The 19,450-nt window shown below is 72.4% G+C and carries 10 protein-coding genes; all 10 read left to right on the top strand.

Annotation, left to right across the window (positions count from 1 at the left end):
* Positions 1–117 precede the first annotated feature (117 nt).
* The 10 genes from ACFYWM_RS08235 to ACFYWM_RS08190 all read left to right on the top strand — a co-directional run bounded on the left by ACFYWM_RS08235 (position 118) and on the right by ACFYWM_RS08190 (position 19,449).
* Positions 118–546 carry a nitroreductase family deazaflavin-dependent oxidoreductase gene (locus tag ACFYWM_RS08235; protein WP_389910517.1) on the top strand — a complete coding sequence of 143 codons (429 nt, stop codon included), beginning with the start codon at positions 118–120 and terminating at the stop codon, positions 544–546.
* Positions 539–1,648: a winged helix DNA-binding domain-containing protein gene (locus tag ACFYWM_RS08230; RefSeq protein ID WP_389910515.1), complete on the top strand. Its 1,110-nt coding sequence runs from the start codon at positions 539–541 to the stop codon at positions 1,646–1,648. The genes ACFYWM_RS08235 and ACFYWM_RS08230 overlap by 8 nt, the downstream gene beginning before the upstream one ends.
* A gap of 417 nt (positions 1,649–2,065) precedes the next feature.
* Positions 2,066–3,562, top strand: a complete 1,497-nt coding sequence (locus tag ACFYWM_RS08225) for an FAD-dependent monooxygenase (protein WP_389910512.1) — start codon at positions 2,066–2,068, stop codon at positions 3,560–3,562.
* A gap of 124 nt (positions 3,563–3,686) precedes the next feature.
* On the top strand, positions 3,687–5,096 hold the full coding sequence (locus ACFYWM_RS08220; protein ID WP_389910508.1) for a helix-turn-helix domain-containing protein: 1,410 nt from the start codon (positions 3,687–3,689) through the stop codon (positions 5,094–5,096).
* A 537-nt stretch (positions 5,097–5,633) separates the two neighbouring features.
* Positions 5,634–9,044, top strand: coding sequence for a hypothetical protein (locus ACFYWM_RS08215; protein WP_389910505.1), 3,411 nt, complete (start codon positions 5,634–5,636; stop codon positions 9,042–9,044).
* 159 nt (positions 9,045–9,203) lie between these two features.
* Complete coding sequence (locus ACFYWM_RS08210) at positions 9,204–9,368, top strand: hypothetical protein (protein WP_389910502.1); 165 nt, start codon at positions 9,204–9,206, stop codon at positions 9,366–9,368.
* On the top strand, positions 9,365–12,058 hold the full coding sequence (locus ACFYWM_RS08205; protein WP_389910499.1) for a LamG-like jellyroll fold domain-containing protein: 2,694 nt from the start codon (positions 9,365–9,367) through the stop codon (positions 12,056–12,058). Before ACFYWM_RS08210 ends, ACFYWM_RS08205 begins: the two co-directional genes overlap by 4 nt.
* Positions 12,059–12,084: 26 nt before the next feature.
* Positions 12,085–13,365: a ComEC/Rec2 family competence protein gene (locus ACFYWM_RS08200; RefSeq protein ID WP_389910496.1), complete on the top strand. Its 1,281-nt coding sequence runs from the start codon at positions 12,085–12,087 to the stop codon at positions 13,363–13,365.
* On the top strand, positions 13,365–17,642 hold the full coding sequence (locus ACFYWM_RS08195; RefSeq protein ID WP_389910493.1) for a DUF6603 domain-containing protein: 4,278 nt from the start codon (positions 13,365–13,367) through the stop codon (positions 17,640–17,642). Before ACFYWM_RS08200 ends, ACFYWM_RS08195 begins: the two co-directional genes overlap by 1 nt.
* Positions 17,635–19,449 (top strand): hypothetical protein, encoded by a 1,815-nt coding sequence (locus ACFYWM_RS08190; RefSeq protein WP_389910490.1) that lies wholly within the window; start codon positions 17,635–17,637, stop codon positions 19,447–19,449. The genes ACFYWM_RS08195 and ACFYWM_RS08190 overlap by 8 nt, the downstream gene beginning before the upstream one ends.
* Position 19,450: the final 1 nt, after the last annotated feature.

Genomic DNA, 19,450 nt, shown 5'->3' with positions numbered 1-19,450 from the left:
GTCAGCCACGCGACCGGAAGCACCGGAAGCACCGGAAGCACCGGAAGCACCGGGATTACCGGGATCGTCGCGAGAAACGGATCAAGAAATGTCACCGGAGGCCTATAGCGTGGCGGCATGAGCGACGAGATCATCGATTCCCCCACCGGCTGGGTCTCCAAGCACCTCCGCGACTACGTCGAGTCGGACGGCGCGAAGGGCCACCTCTACTACGGCAGGCCCACCCTGCTGCTGACCACCGTCGGCCGCAGGTCCGGGCTGAAGCGGCGAACCCCGTTGATCTACGGCCGTGACGGCGACGACCACGTGGTCGTCGCCTCCAACGGCGGGGCCGACGACCACCCGCTGTGGTACCACAACGTGCTGGCCCTGCCACAAGTCGAGGTGCAGGTGCGGGCCGAGGTGTTCACCGCCGTCGCGCGGACCGCGACGGCGGAGGAGAAGCCCGCCCTGTGGGAGCAGATGGTGGGGATCCACGGCGAGTACGCCGGCTACCAGCGCAAGACCGCTCGCGACATCCCGGTGGTGATCCTCACCCGTGCCTGAGGTGCTGACCCGGCGCGCGCTCAACCGGGCGACCCTGGAGCGGCAGTCGCTGCTGGAGCGGTCGGCGCTGCCGGTGCCGGAGATGGTCGAGCGGGTCGCCGGGCTCCAGGCGCAGACACCGCACACGTGGTACGTCGGCCTGTGGTCGCGGATCCGCGACTTCGACCCCGAGGCGGCGGCCGGGCTGCTGGAGGACCGGACGCTGGTGAGGATCGCCCTGATGCGGTCGACCATCCACCTGGTCACCGCGCGTGACTGCCTGCGCTGGCGGCCGCTGGTCGAGCCGGTCATCGGGCGCGTCACCCGGGGCGCGTTCGGCAGGCACCTGCGGGACCTCGACCTCGACGCGGTCGCCGCGGCGGGCCGCGAGATCCTGGACGAGCGGCCGCTGACCTTCGGCGCGCTGGGCAGGGAGCTCGCCTCGCTGTTCCCCGGCCGCGACGCCGCCGCCCTCGCCCAGGTCGTACGGGCCAGGGTCGCGCTGGTCCAGATCCCGCCCCGCGGCATGTGGGGCCGGAGCGGCCCGATCGCCCACACCAGCGCCGAGCGCTGGCTCGGCGCGCCGCAGGAGGCGAACCCCTCCGTCGAGGACTTCGTGACCCGTTACCTCGCCGCGTTCGGGCCCGCCACCGTCAAGGACGCGCAGGCCCACTGCGGGCTCACCAGGCTGCGCGAGGTGATGGAGCCGATGGGCCTGCGGACCTTTCGCGACGAGGAGGGCAGGGAGCTGTACGACCTGCCGGACGCGCCGCGGCCCGCCGAGGACATCCCGGCCCCGGTCAGGTTCCTGTACGACTTCGACAACGTGCTGCTCTCCTTCGCCGACCGGAGCCGCATGGGCACCCTCGATCCCGAGCTGGTCAGGCGCGCCTGGCCCGAGCACGGCCCGGTCCCCGGTTCCGTTCTCGTCGACGGGACCGTCGCGGCCACCTGGGCGACCGCCCGCGAGCGCGGCACCACCGGCACCACCGTCCTCACCGTCACCCCCTTCACCGCTCTCACCACCCGTCACCGCGACGAGACCGAGGCGGAGGGCGCGCGGCTCCTGCGCCTGCTCGCCCCCGCCGACACCCACGACGTCCGCGTCACCGCCCCCTGGTGAGCACCGCCCCTCGGTGAAAGGCCCTCTCGCCTGATCTTGACCTCGCCGGGGGGCACGCGTGAGGGGCGTACGGGACGGAGCCGGACGCCCGGGGCGCGCGGCGGCACGCCCCCTGACACCCCCGTCCCCATAACCGGACACGCCGTGGCGCCGGGGGTGTCCCGGCCGGGGCCGCCGGGGGAACCGGGCGCCGACACGCCGGGAAAAGCCTGGTCGTAGCATGAGATGGCCGCCGGTGGTCGTCGTACGACGTCGGCCGGATGGGGCGGCGGTGCGGGGCGACGGCTCCGAAGGGGGGTCCCCGGATCTCGACGCGAGCCGGTCTCATCCCGAGGGTCGTGGCGGGGAGCCGGGTTCCGTCCCGGTGGTCGCGTCAGGGAGCCGCCCCGCGCGGGACGCGTGGGATTGGAGGCACTCATGGTGCCGTTCGACACGGATGTGCTGGTCGTCGGTGCCGGTCCGGCGGGTCTGCTGGTCGCCGGCGACCTCGCCGCGCAGGGTGTCGCCTGCACGGTCCTGGAGCGGGACCCCGAGCGTTCGGCGCTCGCCAGGACCTTCCCCCTGCACGCCCGTACGCTGGAGCAGCTCGACGCCCGGGACGTCGCCGACGAGCTGATCGCCACCGGCACGACCACCGAGACGGTGCGGCTGCTCAACGGCCTGGATCTCGATCTGTCCCGCCTGCCCTCGCGGTTCCCGTTCCTGCTGTGCACCCCCCGGCACAACGCCGAGCGCGTGCTGGAGGAGCGCGCCACCCGGCTCGGAGCGGAGATCGTGCGCGGCGCCGAGGTGGTCGGGCTGTCCCAGGACGCGGCCGGGGTGGACGTCGACGTGCGCGCCGACGGCATGATGCGCACCTGGCGCGCCCGGTTCGCCGTGAGCGCCGACGACCTGCGCAGCGTCGTGAGGGACGCGCTGGGCATCCCGTTCCCGGGGCGTTCCGCGGTGCGGTCGGTCATGCAGGCCGACGTCCGCCTGGGCGAGAGGCCGGAGCGGGAACTGAGCTTCGTCGCCAACGAGGAGGGCTTCTCCTTCCTCTCCTCCCACGGCGACGGCTGGTACCAGATCGTCGCCTGGGACCGGCGGCGGCAGCTCCCCGACAGCGCCAAGATCAGCCTTCGTGAGGTGAGCGACGCCACCCGGCGCATCATGGGCAGGGACCTCGGCATGCACGACGCCCGCCGGCTGCTGAGGACCCACAACGACGAGCGGCAGGTGCTCCGCTACCGCGTCGGCCGGGTGTTCCTGGCCGCCGACACCGCGTACGTGCACTCGCTGGCGTGCGGGCAGGGCACGAACACCGGCCTGCAGGACGCGGCCAACCTCGGCTGGAAGCTGGTCGCCGAACTCCAGGGGTGGGCGCCGGACGGCCTGCTCGACACCTACCACGCCGAGCGGTACCCGGTCGGCAGGCGGGCCCTGCGGATGAACAGCACCTTCCTCTCCGTCGCCATGGGCCTGACCCGGCGGTCGCGGGCCGCCCGCTCCGTGTTCCCGGCCGCCGCGAACCGGATCCGCCCTCTCGGCCGACGGCTGGCCGAGACCATGTCGGGCCTGAGCATCTCCTATCCCGCCCTCCCGGGAGCGCACCGGCTGGCCGGCCAGCGGGTGCCGGACATCCACCTGGCCGGAGAGCCGGTCCGGCTGTACGAGGCGCTGCGGGCCGGGCGTTTCGTGCTCCTGGCCCCGGCGGGCGATCCCGCGGAGGCGGCGGGATCGCCGTACGGGGACCGGGTGGTCCACGCCGTTCCCGCGTGCGCCGACCTCCCCGTCCTGCTGATCCGCCCGGACGGGTACATCGCCTGTGCCGTCGACGAGAGGAACCCCGCCTCCCTGGAGATCGCCCTGCGCGCGGCCCTGGCCGGATGGTGCGCCGCCCGCCCTCCGGTGGCATCCACCACGAAACCCGGGTGAAACGGTCCGCCGCTGCCGCCCCGCTGGCCACGAAGAGCAGTACGATCTACTGTAATTGACAGTAAACCGTGCGTAAGGAGTGGGACGTGGATCTCATCGTGCCGCCGACGGAACGGCTCTGGTGATGGCCGGTCAAGCAACCATCGGTGACCGCATCCGTGGATTGCGGTTGAGCAGGCACATGTCCCAGGCGCAGTTGGCCGGGCCAGACCTGTCTGACAGTTACGTTTCGCTCATCGAGTCCGGGAAGCGGACCCCCACCCCGGTCGTCACCCGCCTGCTCGCCGACCGGCTCGGCTGCGGCATGGAGTTCCTCCTCCACGGGATCGAGCCGCACCAGCGCGTCGACACCGTGCTCGCCCTGCGGCAGGCCGAGCTGGAGCTGTGCCACGGGGACCCGGCCGCCGCGGCCGGGCTCTTCGAGGCCACGGCCAGGGCCGCGGGGGAGGAGAACGCCTCCCTCGCCGCGCAGGCGCGCTTCGGCCAGGCGCGCGCGCTGGAGGTCCAGGGACACACGGAGCGGGCGGTCGAGGCCTACGAGCTGCTTCGCCGCGAGGCCGCGGCGCGCCCCGAGCGCCTCGCCGACCTCCCGCTCGTGGTGGCGCTCTGCCGGTGCTACCACCGCGCCGGTGACACGCTGCGCGCCAGGGATCTCGGGGCGGAGGCCCTGGCCCAGGCCGACCGGCTCGGGCTCGACCGGGGCGACCTCGCCCTCGACCTCGCCGCCGTGCTCGCCGAGGTGGAGACCGACCTCGCGTACGTCGAGCGAGTGCTGGCCGCGGCCCCCCTGCCCGAGGCCGTCGACCGCGACGCGGAGGTCCTCGGCCTGTGGCGGGCCAGTACGGCCGCGACGGAGAAGGACCCCGCGCTCGCCGCGCGGCTCGCGGCGGACGCCGTCGCAGCCGGCCGGCCCGCGCGGATGGCCGTCCGCTACGCCCGGAGCGCGATGCGCTGGGCGTGGACCGCCACCGTGCGTCCCGAGGACGCCGGCCTCGACCGGGCGGGCGGGTTCGCCGCCTCCGCGGCCGAGATCCTCTCGCGCCTGTCGCCGGGGACGATCGAGCACGCCCGGAGCCTGGTCGTGCTCTCCCGCGTGCGGTCGCGCTCCGGTGACGCGGACGCCGCCGCCGAGCTGGTCGAACAGGCCGTCGGCCTGCTCGCCGGAGTGCGCGGGACGGTGCCGGCGATGGCGTACGTGGTTTCGGCCGAACTCGCTCTGGCACGCTCCAAAGACGGCGGCCCGGCGCTGGAGAAGGCGCAGGAGCTGCTCGCCGACCCGGTCGCCCGGGCGGCACCGGCGGCCTCCTTCGTCGACCGGGAGTCGGCCAGGCTCTGGCGCGAGATCGGTGACCTCTGGGGCCGGGCCGGGTCGCCGGAGAGGCAGACGAACGCCTATCGCAGCGCGCTCGAGGCCGTGGGGATCAGCTCGCGCGCGGAGCCCCCGGCCGGCTCTACCCTGCCCGAGGTGGCCGTCCCGGCCGTCCTCGCGGTGCCGGCACACCTCGACGTCTCGCACGAGTCGAGGGCCGGGTGACGTCCTCTCCCTGACTCCCCGCCCGGTCCGAGGGTGACCGGGCACGGCGGATCGACCCCTGGCGCCTCCACCGGCCGGGGGTCGTTCCCGTTGCCACGGCCATCCGTCGGGAGGGGCGGAAAGGGCGGCCGGCGACGCGACGAGGATACGAAGGTTTGGCACGTTCCGGTCGACGGGCCTGAATTTGGACCGGGGGGTGACGGATAACGTCGTGCAGGTAAATGAAACCGCTTCAAAGGCCGCCCCCGGCATCCGGTTCCGCCTTGGCGGGCCAATCGACGGAGGCCCGTGGCGGGAAATGACGAACGCCGTCCGATGAATTCGTTGATTCTGGACATCGGCACAGCTCATGAAGGCAGGAAAAACCGATGGGCAAAGTCGGATTCCGCCCCCGGGCAGGGGTAGGCGAATGAGTCTCATGGGTAATTGCGGAGAAAATCTCGCCGTGTTACAGCTCTGAACTTCGGGCTTTCCGGAATGTCGCGCACGTCGTTATTGTGTGGCAGTCGAGCGGAGAGTCAAGCGAAAAGGGGCGTAATGGCTGATGTGCTCGTGGTTCCGGTACGTCTGGCGGCGCTCTATCTGGAGGACGAGGTCGGGGTCGTCGAGCCGGTGGACTTCACCCGGCTGCCGTACGTCGATCCCATCACGAAACGGGACGTGCGGCCAGGCACCCCGTACATCAGCGAGGAGATCCTCCCCGACCCCTTCGAGGACCGGGACTTCCCGCTCGGGCCGGGAGTGCACCTGCACTGGTCCCTTCCGGACGCGCTGACCAGGCTCGTCCAGGAGGACGGGGGCGGGACGCGGGTGCCCGCCGTACCGAACCGGTGGCTGGTGGCGCGCCGCCGCGACGGGGTTTTGGAACGTTCCTGGGTGGTGGAGAGCGACTACCTGGCCGCGCCGGGGGAGGCGGGCGCGACCGGGATCGCGTTCCCGATGACCGAGGGCGCCGTCCCGTTCCGCAGGCTCGGCCGGGCCGTGCCCCTCGCGACGTGGCGGCCGGACCTGCCGGGCGACCGGCTGCCCCGGGTGACGGCGATCGGGCACGGCGACCCCGCCTTCGCGGCCTTCTACCCGGGCTGCCACAGCGTGTTCGGCTTCCACGACACCGACTTCGCCGCCTCCCGCCCCCCGAGCGGCACCCAGTACGAGGTCACGGGCTGGTTCTCGGCCGCCGCGCAGGACACCCTCGCCGGTCTGACCACCGGCACCGGATGGCGGGCCGCGCTGGAGGACGGGTTCGGCTGGGGCGTACCGGAGGGCAGCGCCCGCCCGGCGTCCACGGTGTGCCACGCCTCGCTGCTGTTCAGGCCGGACGGCCGGGCCGTCAACCCGCTGCTGTACGCCCGGGACGGCGGCGTGTTCGTCGGCACGAGCGCGACCGAGGCGCTCGCCGCCCACCTCGGCACGGTGCTCGACGGGGTCGCCCCCGACGAGGCCGAGGACCTGCTCGAAGCCCTCGCCTACGCCGACGAGCTGGAGGCCAAGCCGCTCGACGTCGGCGCCAAGCTGGCCGAGGAGCGCCACGCCGACGGCTTCCGGCCGCTGCCCTCGGGACAGCTGTGGACGATCCGCCGCGAGGACGACCCGGACGCCGACGCCGACACCCGCCAGCGGCGCGAGGCGCTGGCCCTGCCCCGCCAGATCGGCGACCTGCTCAACCTGCTCAATCTGGCGCAGGAGGACCTCGACCGCGAGAAGGAGACGCTGGTCGGCCTGCGCGAGCAGCTGTTCGCCGACTGGTACCGGTACATGATCTGCGCCTACCCGGGCGCGGGCCTGCGCGAGAGCTACCCCGACACCGACGAGGTGCGCTCCTACCTGGAGTGGCACATCGACCACCTGGACGAGCGGACCAATCTCCTGAGCGGCCCCGAGAACGCCGTGACCGAGGCTCGCGGCGCCCTCGACACCGCCCTGGCGGCGTACAACACCCGGACGGCGGGACCGGCCGGCGCGACGTTCGTCCTCGGCACCGTCCCGGCGCCGCAGTTCCACCTGCCCGCCGAGCCGGTCGTGCTGCTGACCGGCCAGGTCGCCACGCCCTCCGACCGGCACGGCCGGGACGGCGAGGGCGCCCCCGGCGGCCTGCTGCCCTGCCGGGTGCTCGAGGTTCCCGACCCGCGCGACCCCGCGGCGCTGCAGCGGGCGCTGCCCACGCTCGGACTGAGGCCGGACGTCTGGGCGCACAACCCGTGGAACCCGCTGCTCCTGCACTGGGAGGCGGAGTTCCTCGCCCTCGGCGGCGGCGACAACCAGGACCCCGACGACCCCGTCTACGCGCCGACGTTCGTCACCGACGCCTACGAGCTGGCCCCCGGCGAGGCGGACCTGCGGACCAGGCCCGGCCACGAGGCCCCGACCAGGGCCGCGAGCCTCTACTCGGGCACCACGGTCCTGTCGCGTAGTGCCAGGCCGGTGATGTCGGCGCGCATCCTGCGCTACCTGGCGGGCAACATCGTCGCCGCCCACAACGCGGCGAACGGCACGACGGTCGAACCGTCCGCCTTCCAGAAGGCCCCGGACGCGATCCTCGCCTGGTACGCCGCGAACGGCACGGACGCCCGCCTCAAGACGATCATCTCGATGTACCGGCACCTGGCGGAGAACGAGGACAGCAACCTCGCCCAGGTGCTCGGCGGCTTCAACGACGCCCTGCTCATGCGGCGGCTCACCCGCCAGCTCCCGATCGCCGACCCGCTCGGCTTCCCCGGCTACCAGAGGTTCGCCGCGGAGGTCGCGCGGGCCGTCGGCGAGGACACCCGGCACGCGCCGGAGCCGCTGTCGGGCTTCAACCCGATCCGCGCCGGGATGATGCGCCTGAACCGGCTGCGGATCGTCGACAACTTCGGGCTGGCCTGCGACGTCGACACCGGCGACGCGGCCACCACGACGCGGATGCGCGTCCCCGACCGCCCCGGCTGGGCCGCGATGCCGCCGAGGCTGGCCCAGCCGTCCCGGCTGTCGTTCCGCTGGCTGGACTCCGACCACGACCTGCGCGAGATGAACGACGTGCCGGTGACCTCCCCGGTGTGCGGGTGGCTGGTCCCCGACGACCTGAACGACGGCCTCGCCTTCTACGCCGACGACGGCACCCCGCTCGGCCTGGTCGTCGCGAGCCCGGAGCCGTCCGACGCGGACCTGGCCCGCTGGCTGCCCTCTCCCGGCGGCGGGGTCGCCGGCATCCCGCAGATCGGCAACGCGCACCTGCGGGCCGTGGCCACCCGGATCCAGGCGCTCGGCCCGGACCCGTTCGCGGCGTTCCTGGCGACCCTCGACACGCTGACGGCCGGGGTCGAACCCGAGGACCACGGCCTGGACGTGCTCACCGCCCGGCCGCTCGCCGTGCTGCGGGCCCACCTCGACCTGCAGGCGATGGGCCCGCCCGCCGTCCACCAGGACTGGAACGTCTTCCGGCAGGACATGCGGCGCAGCACCCGCGACTCCAACGGCTACCCGGACGTCGCGCTGCCCGTGCGGGTCGGCACGGCCGACCGGCTGAACGACGGGCTCATCGGGTACTGGCGCGAGGAGCCCGGCCTGTTCCTCGGCCTCGGCGACTTCCTGCCCGTCACGACGGCGCCGCCGCTCACGGTCGGGATCGACCTGCCGCCGCGCACGCTCACCCTGCTGGCCGACCCCCGGGCCCCGATCCACGTGACGTCCGGTTTCCTGCCGGGCAAGACGGTCACCCTGCCCGCCGAGCAGTACCGCGCCGCGATGGACGCGCTGCGCGTCCCGGAGTTCACCGCGCCGGTGCTCGTGGACGGCGACAGCCTGGCGCTGCCCGTGCCGGACGTCCCCGGACACCGGTGGAGCTGGCGCGAGCGCACCCCGTCGGCCTGGACCGACCGGCCGCTCGACCCCGTCCACGACGACGCGGGCGCCCCCGCGCTGCCCACGGCCCGGGAGGGCTGGCTGACGCTCGTCCCGGACACCGAGTAACCCGCCCCGAACCCCGAGCGGCCCACCACGGCCACCGGGCCACTGAGCCACCGAGCCACCGAGTCACCGGGCCACCGAGTCACCGAGCTACCGAGCTACCGAGTCACCGAGTCACCGAGTCACCGAGTCACCGAGTCACCGAGCAGAGGAACCCCCTCCATGCAGAAGATCAACCTGACGCTGACGCTCCCCGAGGTCAACCAGATCCTCGACGCGCTCGGCAATCTTCCCTACGCCCAGGTCTACGAGCTGGTCGCCACCGTGCAGCAGCAGGCCCAGGGCCAGCTCGGCCTCGCCTCGGTCCCCGAGGAGAGGCACGGATGAGCGACTCCCTGGTCATGCACTGGCCGCTGGACGCCCTGGCCCCGCAGAAGGCCGTACTCGACAGCGGTCCCAACCAGCTGACGGGCACCTTCGTCGAGCCGCCGACGGTCGTCACCGACCCGAAGTTCGCCTGCCTGCGCCTGGGCGGCGGCAACCAGTACGCGGTCGTGCCCGCGGGCCAGCCGCTGCTCGGGCTGACCACCTACACCCTCTCGGCGTGGATCAACTGGCCCGGCGGCGACACCGTCGCCGTGTTCGGCAAGAGGTCGCCCAACATCCGGCTGCGCCTGGAGGGCAACGGGCGGCTGGAGCACATGTACACCTCGACCAGGGGCACCGACAGTCACAGCACGGGCGCCGGCGCGATCCCCACGAACACCTGGAAGCACGTCGCCGTCACCAACGACGGCGTGACCGCGCGGATCTTCGTGGACGGCGGCCTCGCGGGGGAGTGGGGCCTGCGGGGCGCGGCGCGGGTGGCCGACCGGGAGGACTTCTGCCTGGGATGGGGCAACGGCACGCTGGCCTACAACGGGCTGATCGCGCAGTTCCGGGTGTACGACCGGGCGCTGGCCGCCACGGAGATCCTGCGGGACATGGCCGACGACGAGCCGCCCCTGGAGGCGTTCGTCCGCTCGCACCCGCTGGACTTCGCCTTCGTCAACGAGGACGACCAGCCGGTGCTGTACATCGACGACGTCAAGCTCCAGACGATGACGCTGCGGCTCACCAACAGCTCGCGCGGCACGGTGGAGGCGATGCCGCTCACCGGCGTGTCCTCCAGCACCTACCACTTCGCGCTGCGCCTGCGGAAGGGGACGCTCGCCGCCGGGCTCACCCCCACGCTGAACTCCGCCGACTGGGCGATGGTGCCCGAGGCGGACGGCACGGCCCTGTATTTCCAGTGGAAGAACGCCAGGCCGATCCCGCCGGACGGCACCGTCTCGGTCGAGGTGGCGGGCCTCAACGCCGACGGCACGGACGGCACCCACGGCACCCAGGTGGAACTGGAGCACAAGAACATCAGGTACTCCGGCCAGACCATGCCGCTGGCCGGCACCCGGGTGCAGTACCTGGACGTGATCAACCACCGGGGCCTGCACAACATCCCGCTGGACATCCGCCTCGTCGGCGGCGACCGGGTGCTCAGCGACGGCACCACGCCCAACAGGCTGAAGCTGCACATCGCCAACACGATGCGCTCCGGCAGGGGCATCCCGCTCCAGAAGGGCCTGCCGGCCTCGACCTTCCTGATCTCGTTCGACGCCGAGGCCGACAGCGGCGCCGACGCCGACAGGACGCCCTGGGCGCTCACCAAGGTGGGCGCCGCCGGGGGCGTCGGGCTCTCGGTCACCGGCACCCGGTGGAGCGCCAGGGTGCGCCCGGACAGGGTCAGGACGTGGGAGGTCACGCCCGCCGCCGACACCGTGCTCGCCCCCGGCGAGTACATCGAGCTCGAACTCACCAACATCCTCGCCCTGCCCAAGCCGGGACACGCCCCGATCCTCGTCGAGTACGAGAACATCCCCGGCTACGCCGACGGTTCGGCGACCGTGATGGTGGACCGCACCCCGCTGCTGTTCTCGCAGTCCTCCGCCGGGGTCAACATCGCGGCCGACAGGCTCCAGGCGCGGTTCCAGATCATCCACACCCCGCAGGACGCCAACGGCGACGCGCTGGTCATCGGCTGGAAGTCCGAGCAGAACATGCGCCTGGGCTACGACCGCACCTACACCTGGATCCAGTCGCACAGCGGGCTGCCGCTCGCGCTCAACCCGCTGGGCAACTCCGTCGGGATCGGCACCGGAGCCCCCGAGACCCGCCTGCACATCGTCCACACCAACCAGGACGCCGGGGGCGGCACGGTGATCCTGGGGCCGACCAGCCAGTCGAACCTGCGCCTGGGCTACCACCAGGACTACTCCTGGATCCAGTCGCACGGCTCCCGGCCCCTGCTGCTCAACCCGAGGGGCGACGCCGTGGGCATCGGCCCGGTGGGCTCCCCGCAGGGCAGGCTGCACGTCGTACACGTCAACCAGGACTCGCTGGGCGGCGCGGTGATCGTCGGCCCGGTCAACCAGGCGCACCTGCGCATCGGCCACCACCAGGCCTACTCCTGGATCCAGTCCGGCGGCTCCCGGCCGCTGCTGATCAACCCGCTGGGCCCCGACCAGATCGGCTTCGGCACGCCCGGCCCGCTGGGCGGCAAGGTGACGATCAGGAACGACAACAGCCACCTGCAGCTGCGCAGGGACGGCTCGCAGGGCGCGAGCGGGCAGACGCTGTACCTGGAGCTGTTCCAGGAGGACACGCCGGGCACGAACGTCACGTACCCGACGATCCGCTTCCACCACGCCAACAAGTTCTGGCACCGGATCGAGGGCCGTCCCGAGGGTATCGCGTTCAAGAACGGCAACATCCCGATCGACCAACTCGTCGACGTCATCGCCCAGACCTTCGTGGGCAACAACCTCCGGATCGGCGGCGTCACCATCGGCGAGAACGAGCTGCGCATCCTGCAGCGCCTGGCCGCGGGCCAGCTGGAGTTCGACCTCTACAACACCAAGCAGGGCGAGTACGCCTACGCGGCCGACTACGAGCCGCGCGACAACGACCGGCGCTACGTCTACACCTGGCGGCAGAAGAACCGCATCAACCAGGGCCGCTGGCGCATCGACTTCCCGTCCTGAGACTCCCCCTCCCGAGCAGGTGTGACATGGCACAGAACTCCCGCGACCGCACGGACATCAAGAACGCGAGCAAGGGCTACGGAAGCGTCTCGACGCGCAGCAAGACCAAGCCGGACCGTGACAAGAAGAAGCAGGAGGAGGCGGACGCGGCCAGGAAGAAGGCCAAGCTCATAGCGGTGATGCGCGCCAGGGAGATAGAGGCCCGGCCCGCCGCCAAGCCCGGGACCCGGGACGACGTCAATTTCCACGCCGCGTTCATCCAGATGGGCCAGGGCGACTGCACGATCATGTGCACGCCCAAGGGCCGGATCGTGATGGTCGACTGCGGCTCCGACTCGTACCGCGAGGTGATCCGCGACGAGGAGGAACTGCCGGAGGCCGGAGAGGAGGAGTCGGAGGGGGACCGGGAGGCCCTGCGGCGGGTCATCAGCGGCACCCTGAAACACGAGAAGTTCCTCAAGGGCAGCAACACCGTGGACCTGCTGATCCTCACCCATCCCGACGCCGACCACTACAACAAGCTCTCGGCGGTGATGGACGACAGCGTCGAGTTCCTGAAGGTCTACCACAGCAAGAAGCGAGGGGCCTACGCCAAGGGCGCCACCAGCGAGTGGATCCTGAACCACGCCGCCGACGAGAACCTCATCTTCGAGGTGGACCACCACGAGAACGGCGGCGAGCAGGTGATCGCGCTCAACGGCGAGGCCGTGCCCGCGCGGGACGAGGACGAGGACCCGCCCGAGGGCGGCGTGCTCGACGGCAAGGGCGGCATCCTCATCCTCGACGAGCCGAACTGCAAGATCTCGCTGCTGTCGGGCAACGTGAACACGACCACCCACAAGGACCACAGCACGCCCGCGAACCGGGGCAGCCTGGTGGTCCTCATCGAGCTGTTCGGGAAGAAGCGGCTGCTGATGTCCGGGGACGCCACCCTCAACACCGAACAGTACGTGGTGGACTACCACTCCGCCCGGATCAAGGGCGTCGACCTGGCGACCGCGAGCCACCACGCCAGCGACAACACCTCGTCCCTGCCCGCGTACGTGACGGCGGTCAAGCCCAAACAGCTCCTGGTGAGCGCGGGCAAGCAGATCAAGATGCACCACCTGCCCTCCGAGGCCGTCATCAACCGGTACGCGGACGCGATGACGGCGGCGGTGAAGATCCCCGAGCACACCGTCTACTTCTGGTCCAAGGGCAAGCTCAACAGCTACTTCCCCGAGTCGGAGAAGACCACGCTGCCCATCTACATCACCGGTTCGCGCGGCACCTGGCAGTACTCGATCCTCGCCAAGGACAACAAGTGATGACGCCCGACCAGCTCAAAGCGGCCCTGCGCGGCGGGGGAGCCGCCCTGGACCTGGACGTCCCGGCGCTCGGCTCCGCCTTGCTCTCCGCCCACCTCGGGGAGCGGTTCACCCTCGGCGCCGTCACCGGCCGCACCGAGCTCGCGAACGGCATGACCGTGACGGGCACCGGCGCGAGCGGCCCGTTCACCGGCCTCGCGGTGACCGCCACGTTCACCACCGACGGCTCGGCGGTCACCGCCGACATCACCGGGACCGGCGACGAGACCTGGACGTTCGTCACGGCCTACCCCGTGCTCAAGGCCACCCTCTTCGAGACGCTCCGGTTCCGGCTCCCGGTGCTCCACCTGACCCCGGCGGGGCTCGCCTTCACCGGCACGCTGATCATCACCACCCCGATGGCGCCGCTGGACCTGATGATGCCCGGCGCGGTCCACGCGGTGACCGGCGAGATCGAGATGGTCACCGAGATCGAGGGACTGGGCCTGGACATCACGCCCGTCCCGGACATCGTGCTGTACGGGCCGGAGGGGCACACGCTCGACCTCGGGCTGGTGACCCTGACCGACCTGCGCTACGAGATCTTCGCCGACCCGTGGCTGAACTACGCGACCGGCGACATGGACCCGCGCGGCCGGGTGGCGCTGACCGGAGCCATCCCGTTCACCGCGTCCGGGACGACGCACCAGGTGCTCATCGGCGCCGACGTCTTCGGCTGGGGCGAGAGCGTCGTGCTCAGGGCCGACCTCGGCGAGCTGGGCGAGGCCGCCTTCGAGGAGATCGCCGCCTTCCTCGGGCAGGACTCGCTGGACATCCCCTTCGACGTCGAGGTCACCGCGCCGGTGGTACCCCGCGACCTCACCGTCCGGGTCACGCCGAAGGCCACCCGGATGATCTCCCACGTCTCGCTCACCCTGCAGACGTCGCACGAGTGGGATCTCGACCTGTTCGTCGTGCAGGCCGTGGACCTCACCTTCCGGGTGGACGACCCGCTCGGCGAGGCCCGCGTCACCGTCGCGCTGGCGGGCCTGTTCGGGATCGGCGAGCACGGCACCCTGGAGATCAGCGCGGGGCTCGGCGACAACCTCGCGCTCGGCGGCGCCCTGCGCGAGGGCGACCCGCCGCTGAGCATCCGCGAGGTCTGGCGGGAGTTCACCGAGGAGGCCGACGCGACCCACCTGCCCGACCTCAAGGTCAAGCACTTCGACCTGTCGGCCGTGCTCCCGTCGGGGACGACCCCGCTGACCGTCTCGGCCGTGCTCGAGGTGAACGGGCAGTGGAAGATCGCCGAAGGCGTGATGCTGGAGGACCTGAGGTTCGCCTTCGACGTCGGGGACGACGTCACGTTCGCCTCCTCGGCGGCACTGCTGGTCTCCACCGTCGGCGTGTACGTCTCGGCGGCCTACGACGCCGTCAGGGGCTGGGAGTTCGAGGGCGGCAGCAGGCCGGGCCAGCAACTGCCGGTCGGCGAGATGATCGACTCGCTGTCGGCACGGTTCGGCGCTCCGCCGCTGCCCGCGCCGCTGGCCGGGCTCACCGTGCACGACCTGGCGGCCTCCTTCGCGACCAGGACCACGCGGTTCCTCTTCACGGCCGGCATGCGCCTCCCGATCGACACGACCGAGGTGGACCTGGCCGTCGCGATCGACACGCAGGCGGGCACGTACGACGGGACGATCGCGGTCCTGGTGCGACCCGGCCTGGAGCTGGACTTCGCGGTGCACTTCGCCCGGCAGGCCGCCGCGAATCGCTACGCCGTCACCTACCGGACGGGCGGCACCGTGCCCACGGTCAAGGAGCTGGTCGGGGCGCTGGTGCCCTCGGCGGCGGCGGACATCCCGGACGGTCTCGTGGTCGGCGTCGACGACGCGCTGCTCGCCGTCGAGGGCGACACCCACGTCTTCGAGGTCGACCTCACCGCGAAGGTGGACCTCTCCAACCTGCCCGTCGTCGGGCCGCGCCTGAGCGGGGACCAGGTCGTCGGGTTCGACCCGCTGCGCGTCCTCGCCACCACCGGGACGCTCACCCCCGAGCAGGTCGTCGCGCTGAACGCGATCCTGCCGCCGGGCGTGGCGAAACTGGAGTCCAAGGACTACCCGCAAGGGTTCGCCTTCGGCGGGCACCTGCGGCTCGGCCCGCTGGAGCAGGCCGTCACGCTGCCCGTCGGCACGCCCGCCCAGGTGACGCCGACGCAGGCCAAGACCGCCGACGACGTGCTGTGGTACAGGGCGCAGACCGACTTCGGGCCGGTCCACGTCGAACGGGTGGGGCTGGCCTACGAGCACGTGCCCGACCGCCCCGCGCGGCTCGCGGTGCTGGTGGACGCGTCGATCTCGGTGGGCGGGCTCACGCTCGCCTGCGACGGGCTGTCGGCGGCGGTGTCGCTCGCCGACCCGGCCGCCGTGCCGGCGTTCGACCTGGCCGGGCTCGGCGTCTCCTACAGCGGCGGGCCGGTCACGGTGAGCGGGGCGTTCCTGAAGAACACCGTCGTCCACGAGGGCAAGAACCTCCCCGCCTACAGCGGCAAGGCCGTCATCGGGACCGAGACGTTCACCGCCGGCGCGCTCGGCTCCTACATGCAGCTGCCCGAGGGGCCGTCGCTGTTCGTGTACGCCTTCCTGGACTACCCGATCGGCGGCCCCGCGTTCTTCTTCGTCGAGGGGATCGCGGCCGGGTTCGGCTACAACCGCAGGATCGTCGCGCCGCCCGTCGATCGGATCGCCGACTTCCCGCTGGTGGCCGAGGCCGTCGGCACGGTCGTGCCGGGCACCCTCGCCACCGAGCTGGCCCGCCTGGAGGGCGACCTGCCGCCCTCGCCCGGCGACTTCTTCCTCGCGGCCGGGATCCACTTCACCTCGTTCAAGATGATCGACTCGTTCCTGCTGGTGACCGCCCAGTTCGGGCACCGGTTCGAGATGAACGTGCTGGGCCTGTCCACCCTGGTGCTGCCGGTGGCGGACGCGGCGCAGGCGGGCGTCACGCCCGTCGCGGAGATCCAGCTCGCGCTGCGGGCGACGTTCGCGCCGGAGGACGGCTACTTCTCGCTGCTGGCGCAGCTCACGTCCAACTCCTACCTGCTGTCGCGGGCGTGCCGCCTGACGGGCGGGTTCGCGTTCGTCACCTGGTTCGGCGGGGAGCACCAGGGGGACTTCGTGCTCAGCGTCGGCGGCTACCACCCGCACTTCACCGTGCCCGCGCACTACCCGGCCGTCCCCCGGCTGGGGTTCTCCTGGCAGGTCACGCCCGAGCTCGGCATGAAGGGCTCGGCCTACTACGCGCTCACCCCGGGCGCGCTGATGGCCGGGGCCGCGCTCAGCGCCGTCTACGAGGACGGGTCGCTGCGGGCCTGGTTCGACGCGGCGGTGGACTTCCTCATCGCCTGGCAGCCCTACCACTACGAGGCCGGGCTGCGCATCGCCGTCGGGGCCTCCTACACGTTCGACTTCCTGGGCACCCACACGATCACCGCGCACGTCGGCACCGACGTGCGGTTCTGGGGGCCGGAGTTCGGCGGCACGGCCACGATCGACCTGGACGTCATCTCCTTCACGATCTCGTTCGGGGCCTCGTCCGGCGAGTCGGCGAAACCCGTCCCCTGGAGCCGGTTCAGGGCGGCGCAGCTGCCCCAGGCCGCCGACGCCGTCACGGTCGTGCTGCGCGGCGGCTCGCCGAAGGACTCCTCGGGCACCCACCTGGGCGCGGTCGACCCGGCCGGCCTGGAACTGCTCACCGACGCGGCCGTGCCCTCCACCTCGGCCACCTCCGCGGGGGCCGCGCTGGCCACGACCGGGGCCGCGCCGTTCGGGATCGCGCCGGTGGGGGCCCTTTCCGGCACCTTCACCTCGATCCAGACGATCACGATCACCCGCGGCGGGGAGACGGTGAACTCCGCCTTCCACTTCGAACCGGCCGGCAAGAGCCTGCCCGCGGCGCTGTGGGGCGACCAGCTCACCCCCTCGCTCGACAAGCCCGCACTGCGCGAGAACCTGCTCACCGGGTACATCATCCGGCCGAACCCACCCGGCGAACCGGAGACCACCCAGAGCCTCCCGCTGTCGAGGCTGAGGGCGGCCACCTCCCTGTCCAGCGACCCGGCCTTCTCCTGGACGGAGGCGCGGGCGTTCACCCGGGCCGCCGACCAGCGGCTGGACCTCGCCGCCGGGGCCGGGGCCCGCTCGGCCGTCGCCGGCAAGCTGCTGCCCGACCTGCGGATCGACCTGAACGGGCTGGCCGCTACCGACTTCCTCCAGGCCCCGGAGGTGGGCTCGTATGGTTGAGGACCTGACCTTCCTGGCGTACCGGCGGCCGTCCCTGCCGGTGGGCGACTACACGATCAAGGTCGTCCAGGACCTGAGAAGCGTCGCCCCGGCGACCGCGGTGGACGCCACCACCTTCGAGACGACCCGGACGTTCAGCGTGTCCGGGGACCGCTTCACGCTGCCGCCAGGGACGGTGCGGTCGGTGTTCCCGCCGGACGGGGGCCTCGGCGAGCACTCCAGCGTGCTGCCCCACGTGGTGCTCGACCGGACGACGCTGCCGTGGGAGCGGAGCGCGTACGCCGCCTCCGCGACGGCGCCTCCCTGGCTGGCGCTGCTGGTGTTCAGCGGGGACGAGCAGCCGCCGCGGAAGACCGTCACGCTCGGGACGCTCGCCTCGGGCGGGGCCTCCATCCCGGCACCGGCCCTGGAGCGGGGGCAGAACGCGTCCGACCCGGTGAACGTGATCGACGTGCCGCGCTCCCTGCTGGTCTCGATCATGCCGGGCCCGGACGACCTGGGACGGCTCGCGCACGTGCGCCGGGCCGGCGACGAGACCGCGGTCGTCATCGCCAACCGGCTGCCCGCGCCGGGGGTCTCCTCAACCGTCCACCTCGTCTCGGTCGAGGGACGCTACGGCGCCTCGGGCTTCCAGGCGGGCCCCGACACCCCCGGCGCGCTGGTCCGCCTGGTGACGCTGGCCTCCTGGCGCTTCTCCTGCGTGTCGAAGGAGCACACGTTCCCCTACCTGGTCCGGGCGCTGGCCCACGGGGGCCGGCCCTTCCGGCTGCCCGACAGCGGGGAGCCCGCGGCCGACCCGTTCCTGCGGCAGGGGTACGTGCCGGTCGCGCACACGCTGCGCCAGGGCGGGCGGACCGCGTCCTGGTACCGGGGGCCGTTCGTCACCGGCGACTCGCCCGCCGACAGCCGCTTCGGCGTCCGCACCCCCGACGAGCTGCTGCGCTACCACCCGTCGGCCGGGATGCTCGACATCGGCTACGCCGCCGCGTGGCAGCTCGGGCGGCTGCTCACCCTTCAGCACACCACGGTGGCCAGGAGCGTCCACACCTGGAAGCGGCGGCGGGCGATGGCCGACGGGCGCGACGAGCCGTCCGGCCACCCGCTGGACATCGTCGGCATCGACGACACGATGCCCGACGACGTGAAGGACTTCCTCGACGACCTCGCGCGGCTGCGCGGGGTGCCCTACCGCTACCTCGTGCCCGACGAGCGGCTGCTGCCCGTCGAGACGATCAGGTTCCTGCGGCTCGACCCGCGCTGGATCGCCCACCTGCTGGACGGGGCGACGAGCGTCGGGCGGGTCACCAGGGCCGACGCCGAACGGGACCGGCTGCGACCGCCCCCGGTGGACACCTCGCCGGTCACCGGGGCGCTGATCCGCTCCGACCTCGTGCCGGGGTATCCGGGGCTGCTCGTCGACGGCTACGCCTCGGCCGACGAGAGCGAGCCGCTGCGGCCGCTGCGGCTCGAACGGCTGTCCCCGACGGTCCTGCTCTGCCTGTTCAAGGGCGTCCTGGGCCGCCTCGACCTGCGCCAGGCCCCCGAGGAGCAGCACTTCGGGGTGGAACCGCCACCGGAGGGCCAGGCCGCGGGCCGGTTCGGCAAGACCCTCCGGGCCGCCGACGGCTCGCCGGGCCCGTCGATCCCGTCGCAGTCGCTCGGCGCGTCGGGAACGGTGCCCGTCACCGCCCTGTCGAACGCGATGGCGGCGGCCCTGAACGTGTCCCCGTCCACCTTCGACTCGGCCGCCTTCGCCCGCCAGATGATCGAGACCGCCGAACGCGTCACGTTCCTCCGTACCTCCTGAC

This window comes from Streptosporangium sp. NPDC002721, assembly GCF_042888905.1.
In the GTDB taxonomy this organism is placed as follows: domain Bacteria; phylum Actinomycetota; class Actinomycetes; order Streptosporangiales; family Streptosporangiaceae; genus Streptosporangium.
This window is presented reverse-complemented; position numbering and strand designations above follow the sequence as displayed.

Bases quoted from the DNA above. Each gene is read 5' to 3' on its own strand.
- ACFYWM_RS08235 (WP_389910517.1), top strand. From the start codon at position 118: ATGAGCGACGAGATCATCGATTCCCCCACCGGCTGGGTCTCCAAGCAC.
- ACFYWM_RS08225 (WP_389910512.1), top strand. From the start codon at position 2,066: ATGGTGCCGTTCGACACGGATGTGCTGGTCGTCGGTGCCGGTCCGGCG.
- ACFYWM_RS08220 (WP_389910508.1), top strand. From the start codon at position 3,687: ATGGCCGGTCAAGCAACCATCGGTGACCGCATCCGTGGATTGCGGTTG.
- ACFYWM_RS08215 (WP_389910505.1), top strand. From the start codon at position 5,634: ATGGCTGATGTGCTCGTGGTTCCGGTACGTCTGGCGGCGCTCTATCTG.
- ACFYWM_RS08210 (WP_389910502.1), top strand. From the start codon at position 9,204: ATGCAGAAGATCAACCTGACGCTGACGCTCCCCGAGGTCAACCAGATC.
- ACFYWM_RS08205 (WP_389910499.1), top strand. From the start codon at position 9,365: ATGAGCGACTCCCTGGTCATGCACTGGCCGCTGGACGCCCTGGCCCCG.
- ACFYWM_RS08200 (WP_389910496.1), top strand. From the start codon at position 12,085: ATGGCACAGAACTCCCGCGACCGCACGGACATCAAGAACGCGAGCAAG.
- ACFYWM_RS08195 (WP_389910493.1), top strand. From the start codon at position 13,365: ATGACGCCCGACCAGCTCAAAGCGGCCCTGCGCGGCGGGGGAGCCGCC.
- ACFYWM_RS08190 (WP_389910490.1), top strand. From the start codon at position 17,635: ATGGTTGAGGACCTGACCTTCCTGGCGTACCGGCGGCCGTCCCTGCCG.